This is a genomic window from Escherichia sp. 10290, from assembly GCF_030295155.1.
Classification (GTDB): Bacteria; Pseudomonadota; Gammaproteobacteria; order Enterobacterales; family Enterobacteriaceae; genus Escherichia; species Escherichia coli_F.
Genome location: NZ_AP025741.1, coordinates 5,368,522 through 5,384,273 on the forward strand (window position 1 = coordinate 5,368,522; position 15,752 = coordinate 5,384,273).

The 15,752-nt window shown below is 53.4% G+C and carries 14 protein-coding genes and 1 pseudogene; 7 read left to right on the top strand and 8 right to left on the bottom strand.

All coding sequences use genetic code 11. The annotated features are described in order from the left end of the window. Positions 1 to 27: 27 nt before the first annotated feature. Positions 28 to 1,194 (bottom strand): restriction endonuclease, encoded by a 1,167-nt coding sequence (locus QUE74_RS26615; protein ID WP_000800827.1) that lies wholly within the window; start codon positions 1,192 to 1,194, stop codon positions 28 to 30. A 196-nt stretch (positions 1,195 to 1,390) separates the two neighbouring features. Here QUE74_RS26615 and QUE74_RS26620 point away from each other — a divergent pair. After that, positions 1,391 to 1,492: pseudogene (locus QUE74_RS26620) on the top strand (BrnT family toxin); the annotation flags it as partial. Positions 1,493 to 1,506: 14 nt separating this feature from the next. After that, a complete protein-coding gene (locus tag QUE74_RS26625; protein ID WP_000063154.1) occupies positions 1,507 to 1,809 on the top strand; it encodes a BrnA antitoxin family protein in 303 nt (100 codons plus the stop codon). Positions 1,810 to 1,842: 33 nt separating this feature from the next. Here QUE74_RS26625 and yjiA read toward each other — a convergent pair whose 3' ends face one another. The 7 genes from yjiA to QUE74_RS26660 form a co-directional block, all read right to left on the bottom strand. Then, positions 1,843 to 2,799, bottom strand: a complete 957-nt coding sequence (gene yjiA / locus QUE74_RS26630; RefSeq protein ID WP_001355122.1) for a GTPase — start codon at positions 2,797 to 2,799, stop codon at positions 1,843 to 1,845. A gap of 10 nt (positions 2,800 to 2,809) precedes the next feature. After that, positions 2,810 to 3,013 carry a YbdD/YjiX family protein gene (locus QUE74_RS26635; protein ID WP_000467861.1) on the bottom strand — a complete coding sequence of 68 codons (204 nt, stop codon included), beginning with the start codon at positions 3,011 to 3,013 and terminating at the stop codon, positions 2,810 to 2,812. A gap of 130 nt (positions 3,014 to 3,143) precedes the next feature. After that, positions 3,144 to 5,294, bottom strand: a complete 2,151-nt coding sequence (gene btsT, locus QUE74_RS26640; RefSeq protein ID WP_001314407.1) for a pyruvate/proton symporter BtsT — start codon at positions 5,292 to 5,294, stop codon at positions 3,144 to 3,146. Positions 5,295 to 5,670: 376 nt separating this feature from the next. Continuing rightward, positions 5,671 to 6,936 (bottom strand): NAD(P)/FAD-dependent oxidoreductase, encoded by a 1,266-nt coding sequence (locus tag QUE74_RS26645; RefSeq protein WP_001194127.1) that lies wholly within the window; start codon positions 6,934 to 6,936, stop codon positions 5,671 to 5,673. Beyond that, on the bottom strand, positions 6,917 to 7,180 hold the full coding sequence (locus QUE74_RS26650; protein WP_000017085.1) for a (2Fe-2S)-binding protein: 264 nt from the start codon (positions 7,178 to 7,180) through the stop codon (positions 6,917 to 6,919). Before QUE74_RS26650 ends, QUE74_RS26645 begins: the two co-directional genes overlap by 20 nt. Next, positions 7,177 to 8,286, bottom strand: coding sequence for an NAD(P)/FAD-dependent oxidoreductase (locus tag QUE74_RS26655; RefSeq protein ID WP_001089195.1), 1,110 nt, complete (start codon positions 8,284 to 8,286; stop codon positions 7,177 to 7,179). The genes QUE74_RS26650 and QUE74_RS26655 overlap by 4 nt, the downstream gene beginning before the upstream one ends. After that, positions 8,283 to 9,230, bottom strand: a complete 948-nt coding sequence (locus QUE74_RS26660; protein ID WP_000558405.1) for a 4-hydroxyproline epimerase — start codon at positions 9,228 to 9,230, stop codon at positions 8,283 to 8,285. Before QUE74_RS26660 ends, QUE74_RS26655 begins: the two co-directional genes overlap by 4 nt. A 311-nt stretch (positions 9,231 to 9,541) precedes the next feature. On the opposite strand from QUE74_RS26660, the gene QUE74_RS26665 reads away from it, so the two are divergent. The 5 genes from QUE74_RS26665 (at position 9,542) to QUE74_RS26685 (ending at position 15,702) form a co-directional block, all read left to right on the top strand. Continuing rightward, positions 9,542 to 10,369: an AraC family transcriptional regulator gene (locus tag QUE74_RS26665; protein WP_000094800.1), complete on the top strand. Its 828-nt coding sequence runs from the start codon at positions 9,542 to 9,544 to the stop codon at positions 10,367 to 10,369. Positions 10,370 to 10,520: 151 nt separating this feature from the next. Beyond that, on the top strand, positions 10,521 to 11,441 hold the full coding sequence (locus QUE74_RS26670; RefSeq protein WP_000066036.1) for a dihydrodipicolinate synthase family protein: 921 nt from the start codon (positions 10,521 to 10,523) through the stop codon (positions 11,439 to 11,441). A 15-nt stretch (positions 11,442 to 11,456) separates the two neighbouring features. After that, positions 11,457 to 13,067: an aldehyde dehydrogenase (NADP(+)) gene (locus QUE74_RS26675; protein ID WP_000140785.1), complete on the top strand. Its 1,611-nt coding sequence runs from the start codon at positions 11,457 to 11,459 to the stop codon at positions 13,065 to 13,067. Between the two features lie 11 nt (positions 13,068 to 13,078). Beyond that, entirely contained in the window at positions 13,079 to 14,680 is a 1,602-nt protein-coding gene (locus QUE74_RS26680) for an APC family permease (protein WP_286331880.1), read from the top strand. 11 nt (positions 14,681 to 14,691) lie between these two features. Further along, on the top strand, positions 14,692 to 15,702 hold the full coding sequence (locus tag QUE74_RS26685) for an Ldh family oxidoreductase (protein ID WP_000376329.1): 1,011 nt from the start codon (positions 14,692 to 14,694) through the stop codon (positions 15,700 to 15,702). Positions 15,703 to 15,752: the final 50 nt, after the last annotated feature.

Consider the following 15,752-nt stretch of genomic DNA (forward strand, 5'->3'; position numbering starts at 1 on the left):
AATGGTTGAGGCGGCGGATTTCGCCCTTTAATCCATCTCCAGCTCATCAAACAACTGCAAATCTACATCCAGCAATTCCACTGCATTGCTGCGGCGAATGCCGACGTTATTTTCGATTAACAGTTCCAGTAAACGATCGCCGTCGATAAGCGTAATGGGCGCGGCACCCGGAAAGAGCGCCGCTTCTGCACATTTCGCCGCAAATTTCCCGGTGGTGATGAGCGTACCGCGAATGGCTTTGTGGTAAGGCAACGCCCCACGCAACTGGTCGATATACGGGCGAGTGATAGTGTTCAGCATTCTTTTGACCTGCACCACTTCGGTAATAGTGGTGATGCCGACCTGCACCTGACCAATCACGTCCACACCTTTGTCGCCTGAGGCTTTGGTCACTTCAACCTGTTCGTAGCCCATTGCTTCCAGTAATTGACCAACCAGTTGCTCAAATTTGTACGGGTTCATCGTGCTGATTTGTTCGCGCAGCAGCTCTTTTTGCTGTTCGTTATAGCGTTTTACCGCTTCCAACAGCTCTTTACGCGGATCGCTTTTTCGTGCAGGCAACGCTTTTCCAAGCCAGGCGCGCCCGGTATCGGTGATGCGATAGCTCATGCCTTCACGGTTAACCATGTCACGGTCGATAAGGTTATAGAGACGGGAGTAGAGCGTGCTTTTCACTGAACTTGCTGACGCGAATTTCGAATGCTGATGCAAAAAGGCCTGCCATTCCGGCAATAAATCGGCGCGGCGCGACATTTCCCGGCCAGCCAGCAGCTCAAGCAGTTGCAGAATGCCTTCCTGGTCGTCCAGTGAACGCAGCGTTTTTTCGTCATCTTGCAGGAATTTTTGCCCGCGCGAGGTGGGCTGCCAGGTATCATCTGGCGTGCTTTCCATCAGCTCAAACTGAGGATAGTTGAGAAATAAGTAGCAGCCGTAGCTGTGGCGCGGGTTCAATATGTGATTATCGGTATCCCAAATACGACGGGCGATGTCGGCATCTTCACCCGTTAAGCGTTCGCTGATCCACAGGTCAGGTTCCGACCAGTCAACGGGTTTTTGCGGCGTACCGGTTTGCTCGTGAATGGCGGTAATCATATTGCGTACCGCTTTCAGGGAATAGCCTGAGACGGCTTTCATCATAGCCTTAACTTGCGCATAGGTAGGAAAAAGCGGAGTAATAACTTTGTAGTTTTTCACGGTAATCCCTTAACGACAGCGAGGTGTTTAGTGTGCCATGTCAGGCGAGAAATTCTATTGGATGAATCAAGTCCAACTCACTCATTGTCAATTTCATGGTTGATTATCCAAAACGTGATGCTATTTCCAACATCAACGCTATAATTGCAGAATGATTGTAGATACATTTTTGTATATACAATTGGGGATGGCAACTATGCCAATGGAGTTTGAATGGGATGCAAACAAGGCCAAAAGTAATCGGGTGAAACATGGCATCCGCTTTGAAGATGCGGTGTTAGTGTTTGATGAGCCACAACGAACGGAGCCGCTATGAGCATGGTTAAACATAAACGAGGGACCTCCTCTTCACTCGATGTGCAGCATGAGGCCGAACTGAAGGCGCTGGCGAATAAATCCGACGAAGATATTGATTACAGTGATATCCCACCTTCCAGCGATGAGCAATGGTCTAACGCAGAACGCGGTAAGTTTTATCGGCCATTGAAAACTCAGGCTTCGGTGCGTATTGATGCTGATGTGATGGAATGGTTGAAGCGACCAGGTAAAGGCTATCAAACTCGCCTGAACGCAATTTTACGTGAAGCGATGCTGCGCGATCAGAATAAAAAATAATTCAGGCCGCCACATGGCGGCCATCATCTAAAATTACTTCCTCAACCCCGCAAACGCTGCCCGAATCTCATCCTCCGGCAGCTGAATCCCGATAAACACCATTGTGCTATGCGGTTTTTCATCGCCCCACGGGCGGTCCCAGTCGGCGCTGTAGAGGCGCTGGACGCCCTGGAACAGCAGGCGATTAGGTTCGCCGTCAATCCACAGCATCCCTTTGTAACGCAGCAGTTTATCTGCCGATTCCAGCAGCAGGTTTTCCATCACGCGGGAAACTTCGCTGATATCTACCGGATAATCCAGTTCTACCACAATCGACGAAATATCGTTTTGTTTATCCGCGATAAAGTGGAAACGCGGTTTGGTGCTGACAACGTTTTCTTCCAGCATAAAACCGTTGGTGTTGAACAGCAGGCCCAGATCGATGTTGCCGTGGGTGACGGTGTAGACCGGTGCGCGGGCGTTGATGCGCGCCAGGCGTTCACGCAGTTTTTCTGCTTCGCCTGCGACGTCGGTTTTGGTCAGCAGAATACGGTCGGCGTAGCCAACCTGTGACTGGGCGATGGTGAACTGGTTCATCTGCTCATCGGCATGTACCGCATCCACCAGCGCAATCACGCCGTCCAGCAGGTAGCGCTGGCATAAAATCTCATGGGAGAAAAAGGTCTGAATAATCGGGCCGGGATCGGCCATGCCGGTGCATTCAATAACCAGACGATCGAACTGAATATTGCCCTTGTCGAGATTGTCCAGCAGGTCGAGTAGCGCGTCCTCCAGCTCGTTGGAGCGCGAACAACAGATGCAGCCGTTGGTCAGCGTTTTGATCTGCGTGGCGCGGTCGCCAATCAGTTGATCATCAACGGAGACTTCGCCGAATTCGTTTTCAATCACGGCAATTTTGTAGCCGTGCTGTTCATTAAGAATATGGCGCAGCAGGGTGGTTTTGCCTGCGCCTAAAAAACCGGTGAGTAGGGTAACTGCAATCGGGTTCATGCTCTCTCCATTAACAACAGCGCATACCGCCTTTACCATCGCCGCCGTAGCGCGCGTTCTGGCGTTCGCGGAAGAATTCTTCATAGCTCATGTACGGCTGGTCGGGATGGTTGGTCTTCATATGCTCGACGTAGTTGTCGTAGTCTGGAATGCCAATCAACATCTTTGCCGCCTGGCCGAGATATTTTTTTGCCTGTCCTAAGTTACCAAACATTTTGCCTTCCAGATATGCGTAAAGCCCGGAAGGTCCGGGCCGGGGATTTGCCGGATGCGGCGTAAACGCCTTATCCGGCCTACGATAGACACTTTGTAGGCCGGATACGCGCAGCGCATCCGGCAACCGGTTAGTGGTGCGAAGAAATCTTCACGCCGCCTTCCGGGATTGGAACGTACGGTGTTTCTTTGTCAGTACGTTTGTCGCTGTTACGCACCTTCAGCCAGGTTTTGAAACCGTAGAAGATGATGCTGTACACCACAATCAGGAACAGAATACTCAGGCCTGCGTTGGTGTAGTTGTTCACAACGATGTGGTTCATGTTGGCAATCTGCTGTGCCGTCAGGTCAGTACCGTTAGCAATCTTCTCTTTGTACTGGCTTGCCATGTAGAAGAAGCCTTCCATCTGCGGGTTGGTGCTGAACAGTTTCAGGCCCAGCGCCCAGGTGGTGCAGATAAGCAGCCATACAGCCGGAACAACAGTCACCCAGATGTATTGGGTGCGCTTCATCTTAATCAGCACAACGGTGCCCAGTACCAGCGCTACGGCTGCCAGCATCTGGTTGGAGATACCGAACAGCGGCCACAGGCTCTTAACGCCGCCCAGCGGATCGACCACGCCCTGATACAGCAGGTAGCCCCACAGACCCACACAGCCCGCAGTACCGATGATACCGGCAACCAGAGAGTCGGTTTTTTTCAGGAACGGGATGAAGTTACCCAGCAGGTCTTGCAGCATAAAGCGGCCAGAACGGGTACCCGCATCCAGCGCGGTCAGGATGAACAGGGCTTCGAACAGAATGCCGAAGTGATACCAGAAGCCCATGTCAGCCATCGGCAGCACTTTGTGGAACACGTGAGCGATACCTACCGCCAGCGTCGGCGCACCACCTGCACGGTTCAGGACAGAAGGCTCACCAATGTCTTTCGCGGTTTGCAGGATCTGCTCTGGCGAAATCACGAAGCCCCAGGAGCTGACAGTCGCTGCCGCGTGTGCGGTAACGTCTTTCAGTTGTGCCATGATGATCGGCGCGTTCTCGCCACCCATTTCATGCAGGTTAGGCATGGTGATGCCAAGGCCCGCAGGCGGGGTATTCATCGCGAAGTAAAGACCCGGTTCGATGATGGACGCAGCAACCAGCGCCATAATCGCCACGAAGGACTCCATCAGCATTGCGCCGTAGCCAATGAAACGCGCGTCGGTTTCGTTAGCCAGCAGTTTCGGCGTCGTACCGGAAGAGATCAGCGCGTGGAAGCCAGATACCGCACCACAGGCGATGGTGATGAACAGGAACGGGAACAGAGCGCCTTTCCACAGCGGGCCAGTACCGTCAATGTACTGGGTCATCGCAGGCATTTTCAGTTCCGGGTTCAGCACCACGATACCCAGCGCCAGGCCGACGATAACGCCGATTTTCAGGAAGGTTGCCAGATAGTCGCGCGGTGCGAGGATCAGCCACACCGGCAGCAGTGCGGAAACAAACGCATAGCCAATCAGTGCGAAGGTAATGGTGGTGTCTTTAAAGGTCAGTGCCGGACCCCAGTACGGATCGTGAGCAATTACGCCACCGAAGTAGATAGAGGCAACCAGCAGCACGATACCAATAACAGAGACTTCACCTACACGCCCAGGACGGATAAAGCGCATGTAGATACCCATAAACAGCGCAATTGGTACGGTTGAGCAAACGGTGAAGACACCCCACGGACTTTCGGCCAGGGCTTTAACCACAATCAGCGCCAGAACGGCGAGGATGATGATCATGATTAAGAAACAGCCAAACAGCGCGATAGTCCCCGGTACTGGCCCCATCTCTTCTTTGATCATCTCACCGAGAGATGCGCCGTTACGGCGAGAAGAGATAAACAGCACCATAAAGTCCTGTACCGCACCGGCCAGCACTACCCCCGCCAGCAGCCACAGTGTGCCAGGCAGGTAACCCATCTGCGCGGCGAGAACCGGACCAACCAGCGGACCCGCACCGGCGATAGCAGCGAAGTGGTGACCAAACAACACGTAACGGTTGGTCGGAACATAGTTCAGACCGTCGTTGTTAATAACCGCAGGCGTCGCGCGCGTGGGGTCGAGTTTCATCACTTTCTGGGCGATGTACAGACTGTAGTAGCGATAAGCCACCAGATACACTGACACAGAGGCGACCACGATCCACAGGGCGCTGACGTGCTCCCCCCGACGTAATGCAACTACCGCGAGGCAGAATGCACCGATGATTCCAAGAATCACCCAGGGTATGTGCTTGAATATCTTTTTAGTATCCATAGTAAAACCTGGCATGTATTGATTAATAGTTGGCCGAAGCCGTTCTAGGTTTGCGTTGCGTTTGAGGAGGTAAATTGACCGCTATCCTGCAGTGATGTTGCCAGAGTTACGCGCGCGTAAAGTAAGGTAAATAACTGAGTGGTTATATTTGGGACGTAAGCGGTCAGGAATGGCGGTGAGCGGTTGGGCAAGAATTATTCATCGAGCTAATATGTGATTGAGATCACGAAATTTTTTCTGGGTAGATTCCTCGTTTACGGCTCAATAATTGCCAGCTGCGCTACGCTTATCTGGCCTGGATAGATTCTGCAATATATTGAATTTGTAAGATTTACCAGACCAGATAAGCCCTTAACGCCAAATTATTATCAGGGATTTAATGTGGCGAAGGTGGTTGTTGCGCCAGGGCAATTAACGTTTCGCTGCGAGAGGGGGAAAGGGGGGCTCGCGGTTCCAGTAATGGCCAGCCGTACAACCATCGTGCGGTAGCGGCGCAGGTTCTCCCCTGACAGGCTCCCATGCCGCAGCGGGTCGTTAATTTGGCCTGCAGCCAGCTTTGTGCTTGCTCTACATCGCCACAGCGAATGTCTTCGCAGCGGCAAAGCAGCGTTTCTGGTGTCGCAACGCGCTTGAGACTTTCGGGCAGGGCAAAGGTTTTATGAAGCGCGAGGGCGAAGCGCTGCCACCTGGTGCGTTTTTGTTGCAGAAACTTTGTTTCATGGGCGCGATCGGCCGCACAAAGTCCGGCTATTTCACCTTCTATCAGCGCCAGTTCACTGCCACCAAATCCAGTACATTCACCGGCTGCATAGATGTTTTTAACCGAGGTTCGCTGCAGTTCATCCACCTGCACGGCATCATTGCTGATGGCACAACTGAAGAACAACCCAGGTTCAAGATTAGGCACTAGACCATAGCCAATAGCTAATTTGTCGCATGGCAGTGTGATTTCCCTACCATTGTGTCGGAGGGTGACAGCACGCAATGTGGCGTCGCCGTGTGCAGCGATAACCTGGCTTGCACTGAGATAACGACGAGGAAATAGTGTCGCCAGTTGGCGCAGCTTACCCGGCCAACGCCATAGTCCGAAGCCAAAGCGCAATAGCGCTGCGCGTGGGGCTTGTTCCACAATCGCCACCACTTCGCCTCCGGCACGGCGAACGGTGTCAGCAACGGCCAGTAATAGTGGCCCACTTCCGGCAATAACCACTTTTTGATTTGCCATGTGCAGCCCCTGTTTCATTTGTGCCTGTAGCCCACCCGCGCCACTGACACCGGGCAGCGTCCAGCCTGGAAACGGTAATGCAAGTTCACGTGCGCCGCAGCAGAGAATCAGCTTATTCCAGCTTACTGTGCCGTAGTCTTCTGCAGTTTCGAACAGTACACAATTTTCGCTGCGGCGGGCGATTAACCTCGCTCCGTTGAGCACACGAATCCGCGATTCGTTGGCAACGGCATCACGGTAATGGCGGGCCAGTGGAGGAAGCTGACTTTGTGGACCATCGCGCCAGATTTGACCGCCAGGAAGCGGATTATCATCAAGGATGATGACCTGCTTATCGCACTTTGCTGCGGCCAGAGCCGCTGATAGCCCCGCCGGGCCTGCACCGAGAATTAAAATGTCACACTGTAAGGTCTGCATATCCGCTCCTTTCAATCTGCATGTCTGGCTGGCAAAGGGTCTGACAACCGGGTACCCGACGACCATTAACGCTCACCCGACACTCCTGGCAAACGCCCATGCCGCAGAAGGGCGTACGTGGTTGCCCGCTCACCGAAAGGCGCGTAATGGGGTTATCAGTTAAGGCCAGTGCCGCCGCTACGCTAATACCCGTCGGGACAAACCAGGGCTGTCCGGCAATAAAAATTCTAATGGTGCCACTCATGCGCTGGCCTCCAGGGAGATAAGTCTTGCGGGTAGCCAGGGGGCAGGAGATACGAGGCTGCGTTCACCCAGCAACTGTGCGACTAACAGCGACGCGCTGGCGGGGGCAGTAGTCACTCCAAGCCCTTCATGACCAAGAGCCAGCCAGACGCCAGCACGGGAAGGATGCGGGCCGAGAAGGGGATTACCATCCTGCGAGGCGGCGCGAAAACCGCTCCAGCAACGAATAATATTGAGCGTTGCCAGAGACGGCAGAAAGTGTTGCGCTCTGGACAGCATCGCGGCCAGGAGTGGAAGGTCCAGTTCGCGATCCTCGTTATCGAACTGACGTGAAGAGCCAATCAGCAGTTGTCCGGTGGGACGAGGCTGCACATTAAAGGCCACTGACGTGCCGCTGCCGTGAGCACTGGCGCCGTAGCCAAGTTCAACCAGTTGGTGATTGACTAGTGGACCATAGCGATCGGTAATCGCCAGTTGGCCTTTCTTCGCGCGCAGCCATGGCTCCCCCAGTAACGTATTGGCCCCCAGACCACAGGCGACGACGATCGCATCGGCGCGTAATTGGCGACCGCTCTGTAATGTCACTGTAGGTTCTTCCAGACGAATGGCCGGATCAACCAGATGTGTCAGCTTATCGCCTGCATTGGCAATAAACCAACGGGCAACGTTTGGGGCGTAGACGATGCCATCGCCCGGCACCCATAACCCGCCGGATAACCCCGGGCGTAGCATAACTTCCCGCTCAGCCAATTGTGCAGCGCTTTGCATTTCGCTGTTGACCTCATGCGATGCCAGACGTCGCTGCTTCTCTCGGGCAATTTCCAGTTCTTCTGGTGTTTCCGCCAGCCACAATGTGCCACAGCCGCACCAGGCACAGCTTTCCGGTAACTGAGGCGTCAACGTGCGCCACAGTTCCAGCGACCAGGCAGAGAGCGTCAGTTCTGCGGGATCATCATCCATACAGACCAGATGCCCCATTCCTGCAGCTGTCGCTCCGGCTCGGCCGTTGTCAATTAGCGTGACTCTCACACCACGTTTTGCCAGTTGCCATGCGCAGGAGGCCCCGATGATGCCTGCGCCGATGACAATGACCTCCGTGCTGTTCACAGGCTAATCCCCCAGCAGAAGGGATCGTCCGGATTAAGGAGCAGGCGATTGTCGCCGCATACCCAGGCTTCTCCACGAATGGTGGGGATAATCTTCTCGCCATGGCGGGTATAGTGAGCCGTAAACTGGCTACCAATAATACTGGCCTGGCGCCAGCTATCGCCGGGGGCGAGTTTTCCGTCTTCTGCCAGACAGGCCAGCTTGGCGCTGGTGCCTGTGCCACAGGGAGAACGATCCCACGCTTTACCTGGGCAAAGGACGAAGCTACGGCTATCCGCCTGATCGTCATCGGCAAAAAGTTCGATATGATCGATAATGCCACCGTTTTCACCGACGATCCCCGCATTATCGAGCCCTTCCCGTACCGCCCAGGCGTATTCAGTTAACTGCGGGATTTGTTCCGGCACAATATCAAATGGATGATCATTAATAAGAAAAAACCAGTTACCACCCCAGGCGATATCTCCTGTAACTGTACCCACCGCTGTTTCCACACTTACCTGTTTTTGCCAGCGCCAGGCCGGAACATTTTCAACTGACACACTGCCATCATCATGCAATGTGGCGTTTACATCTCCGACAGGGGTTTCAATGCGATGAACGCCCGGTTTAATACGACCCAACCAGGCCAGTGAGGCAACAAGCCCGATAGTGCCGTGCCCACACATATTCAGGTATCCGGCATTATTGAAAAAGATGACACCCGCCGTGGCATGAGGGGAAAGCGGCTCACACAGTAGCGCGCCGACCAGCACGTCGTTGCCGCGTGGCTCAAGAATTATGGCTTTGCGCCAACAGTCAAATTCCCGGGTAAAACGTTCGCGCCGTTCGGCCATGCTGCCGCTACCGAGATCGGGAAAGCCATCAATAATCAACCGGGTCGGCTCGCCTCCGGTATGGGAGTCGATAGCCCTGAGTTCAGTGATTTGGTGAGGAACATGCATGCTCTGGCTCCATGTGGTTAACAAAATGTTTCTAAATGCTGGCGTAATTGCAACTTTATCGCTTGAAGGGTTTCTGCAAGGGAAATGACGAAATCAGCACAGTGAATTATTTCGCGACACCAGGAGTGGTCATGTTTTTTTAATATTAATCATTTTGTTAGTGATGTGTTAGACCAGGAACAAGCGTTCGTCAGTAGTGAGAGCAACGGAAAGTGGAAATACACGGAAGGATCGCAAAATGCACTTTCAGTACTTGTCATGTTAATCAAAGGTTAATAAACATTCATCCTCAATCGCTATGAGGAACAACTATGTCCAGCATATGTCATCAGACTTTTGAGTTTTCCCCTTGTGAAGAAACTGCGCTGGCCGTTGATGAACTTAGTCAGATTTGCGAGGGGCTGGCGCGGCAGCGTCCACAAAATATTCAGGCGTTGTTAAATGCACTGGCGCTGATTGCGCCACTTCTCAACGCCATTCCTAATGTGGTGTTTTTTATTAAGGATATGCAGGCCCGTTATCTGTTAGTCAATATGACGTTGGCGCGACGCTGCGGGTTTAAAAATGTGACATCGCTACTGGGGAAGACATCGGCAGATGTTTTCCCTTCTGCATTGGGACGAGGATATACCGAACAGGATCTGCGTGTGCTACGCGAAGGGGTTGCGTTACGTGATCAACTAGAGATGCATCTCTATAACGGTCGCGAACGCGGCTGGTGTCTGACGCAGAAACTGGCACTGCGCGATATGCAGGGGCGTGTGATCGGAATGGCGGGGATCTCACATGATCTCCAGGAAGCACATGCGCGTCATCCAGCCTGGCAACGCCTGGCGATCATCGATGAGCACATTCGCAATCACTACTACCGTGCGATCTCTATGGAAGAGTTGACTGAAATGAGCGGAATGTCTGTGGCGCAAATTGAACGCTACTGTAAGCGGATTTTTCACCTGACGCCTCGCCAGATGATCCACAAAGTTCGACTGGAAAAGGCCACCGAGTTACTTGCCGGAACTACGCCGATTACCGATATCGCTTTGCAGTGCGGTTATACCGACCATAGTGCGTTCAGCCGTCAATTTAAGGCGATGACAGGCTCAACTCCGCGTGATTTTCGGATGACGTTGATGGGGTAACACGACAAATCACAACTGGGCATTGTGCTAATTTCGTCATCCTGGGGAAAGAAAATCGACAAGCCGCCAGCGCAAGGAGAGGTCAATCTGTTAATGAAGATTCACTTTTAATTCACATTGACGCAACAGATTGACAATAAGGAAACCAAAGATGAGCAATAAAGCGATTAACTGGAGTGGCGTTTTTCCGGCGGTTAGCACTCAGTTCCGTAGTGATTACTCACTTGATTTGGATGCCACACATGCGGTGATGAAAAACTTGGTTAAAGATGGGGTTTCTGGCCTGGTAGTGTGCGGCAGCGTTGGAGAAAACACGTCACTTACCACTCAGGAAAAACTGCAAATCATCGAAGTAGCGAAAGATGCTGCTGGCGGAAAAATTCCGGTGATTGCCGGGGTTGCTGAGTTCACCACTGCCTTTGCCCGGACGATGGCAAAAGAGGCCGAGAAGGTCGGTGTTGATGGCGTTATGGTGATGCCTGCTTTGGTTTACTCATCTAAGCCTCATGAAACTGCAGCGCACTTCCGCAGTGTGGCAATGGCGACCGACCTGCCGATCATGGTCTATAACAACCCTCCGATTTATAAAAACGATGTCACCCCTGATATCCTGGAAACACTAGCTGATTGCGAAAATATCGTCTGCTTTAAAGATTCCTCTGGTGATACCCGGCGCTTTATCGATCTTCGCAATGCGGTAGGCGATCGCTTTGTGCTGTTTGCCGGGCTGGACGATGTCGTGGTTGAGAGCATTGCGGTGGGCGCTGAAGGCTGGATTTCCGGGATGTCAAACGCCTTCCCACGCGAAGGTGAGACGTTGTTCCGTTTGGCAAAACAACAGCGTTTTGCCGAGGCTATGGCGCTCTATCGCTGGTTTATGCCACTGCTACATCTCGATGCGCGCCCTGACCTGGTGCAGTGTATCAAGCTGTGTGAAGCCCTGTTGGGGCGTGGCAGTGAGGTTACTCGCCCGCCGCGTCTGGCGCTGGAAGGCGAAACGCGTGCCCAGGTTGTGGCGATCGTTGAGAAATCGCTGGCGACTCGCCCTGCGCTGCCGGACGTGGGCCTTTGAGGTGGGGGAGAGATTATGACTGAAACTTTCCCTTTCACCGGGCAACAGTTCATCGCCGGGCAACGTGTTGCCAGCGGTGAACCGTCGCTGGTCAGCCTGCGAGCGCAGGATGGCGAACCTACCGGGCAACGTTTTTACCCGGCCTCCGTGGAGGAGGCCGAGCAGGCGGCTATTGCGGCGCAGCAGGCTTTTGTGTGCTATTCACTGACCAATGCCGGGCAACGTGCCGATTTTTTAGAAACCATCGCCGATGAACTTGATGCAGCAGGCGACGAACTGTTCGCTACGGCACATCAGGAGACAGCGTTACCCCTGGCGCGTTTACAGGGAGAGCGGGCAAGAACCAGCGGGCAGATGCGCATGTTTGCCGGGTTATTACGTCGGGGCGATCTGTTTGAGGTAAGAATTGATACTGCGTTGCCGGAGCGTCAGCCTCTGCCTCGACCGGATTTGCGCCAGTATAAAACGGCTCTCGGGCCGGTGGCGGTATTTGGTGCCAGCAACTTTCCACTCGCTTTTTCTATCGCCGGTGGTGATACAGCAGCGGCACTGGCTGCAGGATGCCCGGTAGTTGTGAAAGCGCATCCTGGGCATATGGCAACGGCAGAAATTATCGCATCAGCGATCGCTCGTGCCGTGACTAAATGCGCCATGCCCGCAGGCGTATTCAATATGATTTTCGGTACTGATATCGGTGCTGAACTGGTGAAACATCCCGCAATTCAGGCGGTGGGTTTTACCGGCTCATTACGTGGTGGCATGGCGCTCTTTCGTTTGGCCCAACAGCGTCCACAGCCGATACCGGTTTTTGCCGAAATGTCGGCTCTCAATCCCTTTTTCATTCTGCCGCAGGCGCTATCAGTACGTGCCGATACGCTGGCCCGCGATTTAGTCGCGTCGTTCACGTTGGGATGTGGACAGTTCTGCACTAAACCAGGCCTGATTGTGTTGCTGAAAGGGGAGAAAAACGCGGACTTTTTACAGCAACTGGTTGAGAAAGTGAATGCCGCCACACCGCAACTCATGCTAAACGCCTCCACGCTTGAGCACTATCGCCACAGCGTGGAGAAACTGGCAGAACATCCGACTATTCGGTGTTTGGCGGGGGACGATAATCATCAAGCCGGACGAGCAGAAACTCGTCTCTATCAGGCTCAGGCGGCAAACATACTTGAAAAAGATCCTCTGTTGCAGGAGGAAGTGTTCGGGCCGCTCGCGATTGTGGTTGAAGCCGCTGATGAAGCGGAGTTGTTGCAGGTAATTAACGCTCTGCAAGGGCAACTTACTGCCACACTTCAGGCGGATGAGGATGACCGGCAACTGGCTGGTCGTTTATTGCCATTGTTGGCTGATAAAGCCGGACGCGTATTGTTCAATGGCTATCCCACCGGCGTCGAGGTTTGCGATGCCATGGTACACGGTGGTCCGTTCCCGGCAACCACCGACGCGCGCGGCACGTCCGTAGGCACGCTGGCCATTACTCGTTTTCTGCGCCCGGTATGCCTGCAAAATGCACCCGCTGCACTATTACCGCCTGCGCTGCAGGACAGTAATCCATTAAACCTGCTGCGCTTGGTTAACGGCCAGTGGACCCGGGAAGCCATTTCCTCCTTGTTGACTCATTGAAGGGCATCACTATGACAATTCCTTCTACCCAAAGCACGCAAACCGTCGTTGTTGAGTCGGGGAAGTTTAAAAAGCAGTTAACGCTCACCGACTTGACCTTTATTGGTCTGGGGGCGATTTTCGGTTCTGGCTGGCTGTTTGCTGCCAGCCATGTCGCATCGATCGCTGGCCCAGCAGGGATTGCTTCCTGGGTTATTGGCGGTTTTGCGGTGCTGCTACTGGGGATTATTTACTGCGAACTGGGGGCGGCGCTTCCCCGCGCGGGCGGTATTATTCGTTACCCGGTATTTTCGCACGGCGAATTGATGGGCTATCTGCTGGGTTTTATTACCCTGATTGCCTTCTCCAGCCTGATCTCCATTGAGATTGTAGCCGCACGGCAATATGCCGCCGCCTGGTTTCCTGCGCTGACGCAGACGGGGAGTAGTGACCCGACGCTGTTAGGCTGGGTGGTGCAGTTCTTACTGTTGTGCTTCTTTTTTGCCCTGAACTACTACAGTGTTAAAACTTTCGCTCGCTCGAACAATTTTATTAGCGTGCTGAAGTTTCTGGTGCCGTTGCTGGTGGTAATAACGTTATTTGCCTTCTTCAAACCGGAGAATCTGCATATACAGGGTATGGCTCCATTTGGTATGTCAGGAGTGGAAGCGGCAATTAGCGCGGGTGGGATTATCTTCGCTTACCTTGGACTGACACCGATTATCTCCGTAGCCAGCGAGGCGCAAAATCCGCAACGTACCATCCCATTTGCGCTGATCCTCTCGGTAATTCTCTCGACCATCATCTACGTTCTGTTGCAGGTCGCCTTTTTGGGCAGTATTCCAACTGAATCGCTAAGTGGTGGTTGGGCGGAGATCAGTAAGAACTATTCGCTGCCATATCGCGATATCGCCATTACTCTCGGGATGGGCTGGCTGGCATTTATGGTGGTATGTGATGCTATTATGTCTCCCAGCGGCACTGGCAATATTTACATGAATGCGACACCGCGTGTGATCTATGGCTGGGCGAAGGCGGGGACATTCTTTAAAACCTTTACTCATATCGATAAGGAGTCAGGTATTCCACGTCCGGCACTGTGGCTGACGTTTGGTTTATCTATCTTCTGGACGCTACCGTTCCCGTCGTGGGAGCAATTGATTAGCGTGGTTTCTGCGGCTCTGGTACTGAGCTACGCCATCGCGCCGGTTACAGCTGCAGGACTGCGCCGTAATGCACCTGATATGCCGCGCCCGTTCCGCGTTCGTGGTTTTGCGGTGCTTGGCCCACTCTCTTTTATGATTTCCGCACTGATTGTTTTTTGGTCTGGTTGGGGGACGCTTTCCTGGCTGCTGGGGCTACAAATCGTAATGTTTGTGGTTTACGTGAGTTGCAAGTCGAAAGTGCCTGTTCAGCATGTCAGCCTGGCGCAGCAGATTAAATCTTCATTGTGGCTTATTGCCTTCTATGCCCTGATTATGCTGTTTTCCTGGCTGGGTAGCTTTGGCGGTAGCGGCATTATAGGGCACCCGTGGGATACTATCGTCGTCGCGCTGATGTCGTTGGGAATTTATTACTGGGGCGCATACACCTGTCTTCCTCGGGCGAACTTTAACGGGGATGAAGAAGAATAAAGGAGTAGAAAATGGATAGAGTAATCCTCTCGTTATCAGAGGCTTACGCACTAGCCTATCATGCGCTCATTAGTAACGGATTTAGTGAGCAACATGCAGTGGTGATCGCGAAAAACGTTACCGCCGGGGAGCGCGACGGTTGTGCCTCGCACGGTTTATGGCGACTGCTGGGGATTGTTGACACGCTGCGAAAAGGGAAAGTCTCTGCCGATGCTCTGCCGACAGTGGAATCTCAGGCTCCGGCAATCGTTAAGGCCGATGCCAAAGGTGGCTATTCGCTGTTGGCTTATCAGCAGGCACTACCGTTACTGATCGAGAAAACGCGTCAGTGCGGGATTGCAGCACTGGCAATTAATCATTGTGTTCACTACTCCGCCTTATTTGCGGATGTTGAACCGCTGACTGAAGCCGGACTGGTGGCGCTGGCGACCACGCCAAGCCATGCCTGGGTTGCGCCGAAAGGGGGGGGCAAACCTCTTTTTGGTACTAACCCAATCGCGTTTGGTTGGCCGCGCGACAAGCTGCCGCCATTTATTTTTGATATGGCGACCAGTGCGGCGGCACGCGGGGAGATTCAGTTACATCAGCGAGCCGGGAAATCACTTCCTGAAGGTTGGGGGATCGACAGCCATGGCAATGCCACCACCGATCCACAAGCTGTGTTGGACGGAGCAATGTTAACCTTCGGCGGTCATAAAGGTTCGGCACTGGCAGCGATGGTGGAGCTGATTGCGGGACCACTGATTGGCGATATGACCAGTGCTGAGTCTCTTGCGTGGGATAACGGTGCAGGTGGTTTGCCGTATGGTGGAGAGTTGATCCTGGCACTCGATCCGCAGCGTTTTCTTGGTGAGGATGCAGGGAGGCATCTGGCAAGGGCGGAAACGCTGTTTAGTCAGATGCAGGCTCAGGGCGCGCGCCTGCCGGGAGAACGTCGCTACCAGGCACGATTGCGCAGTGAGCAACAGGGGGTAGAGATCAGCCAGTCAATCTATGATGATATTCGATCCATAAGTAGCTGATAGATACTTAAGGATATACATACAATTAATGGCGGGAAGGAACCCGCCAT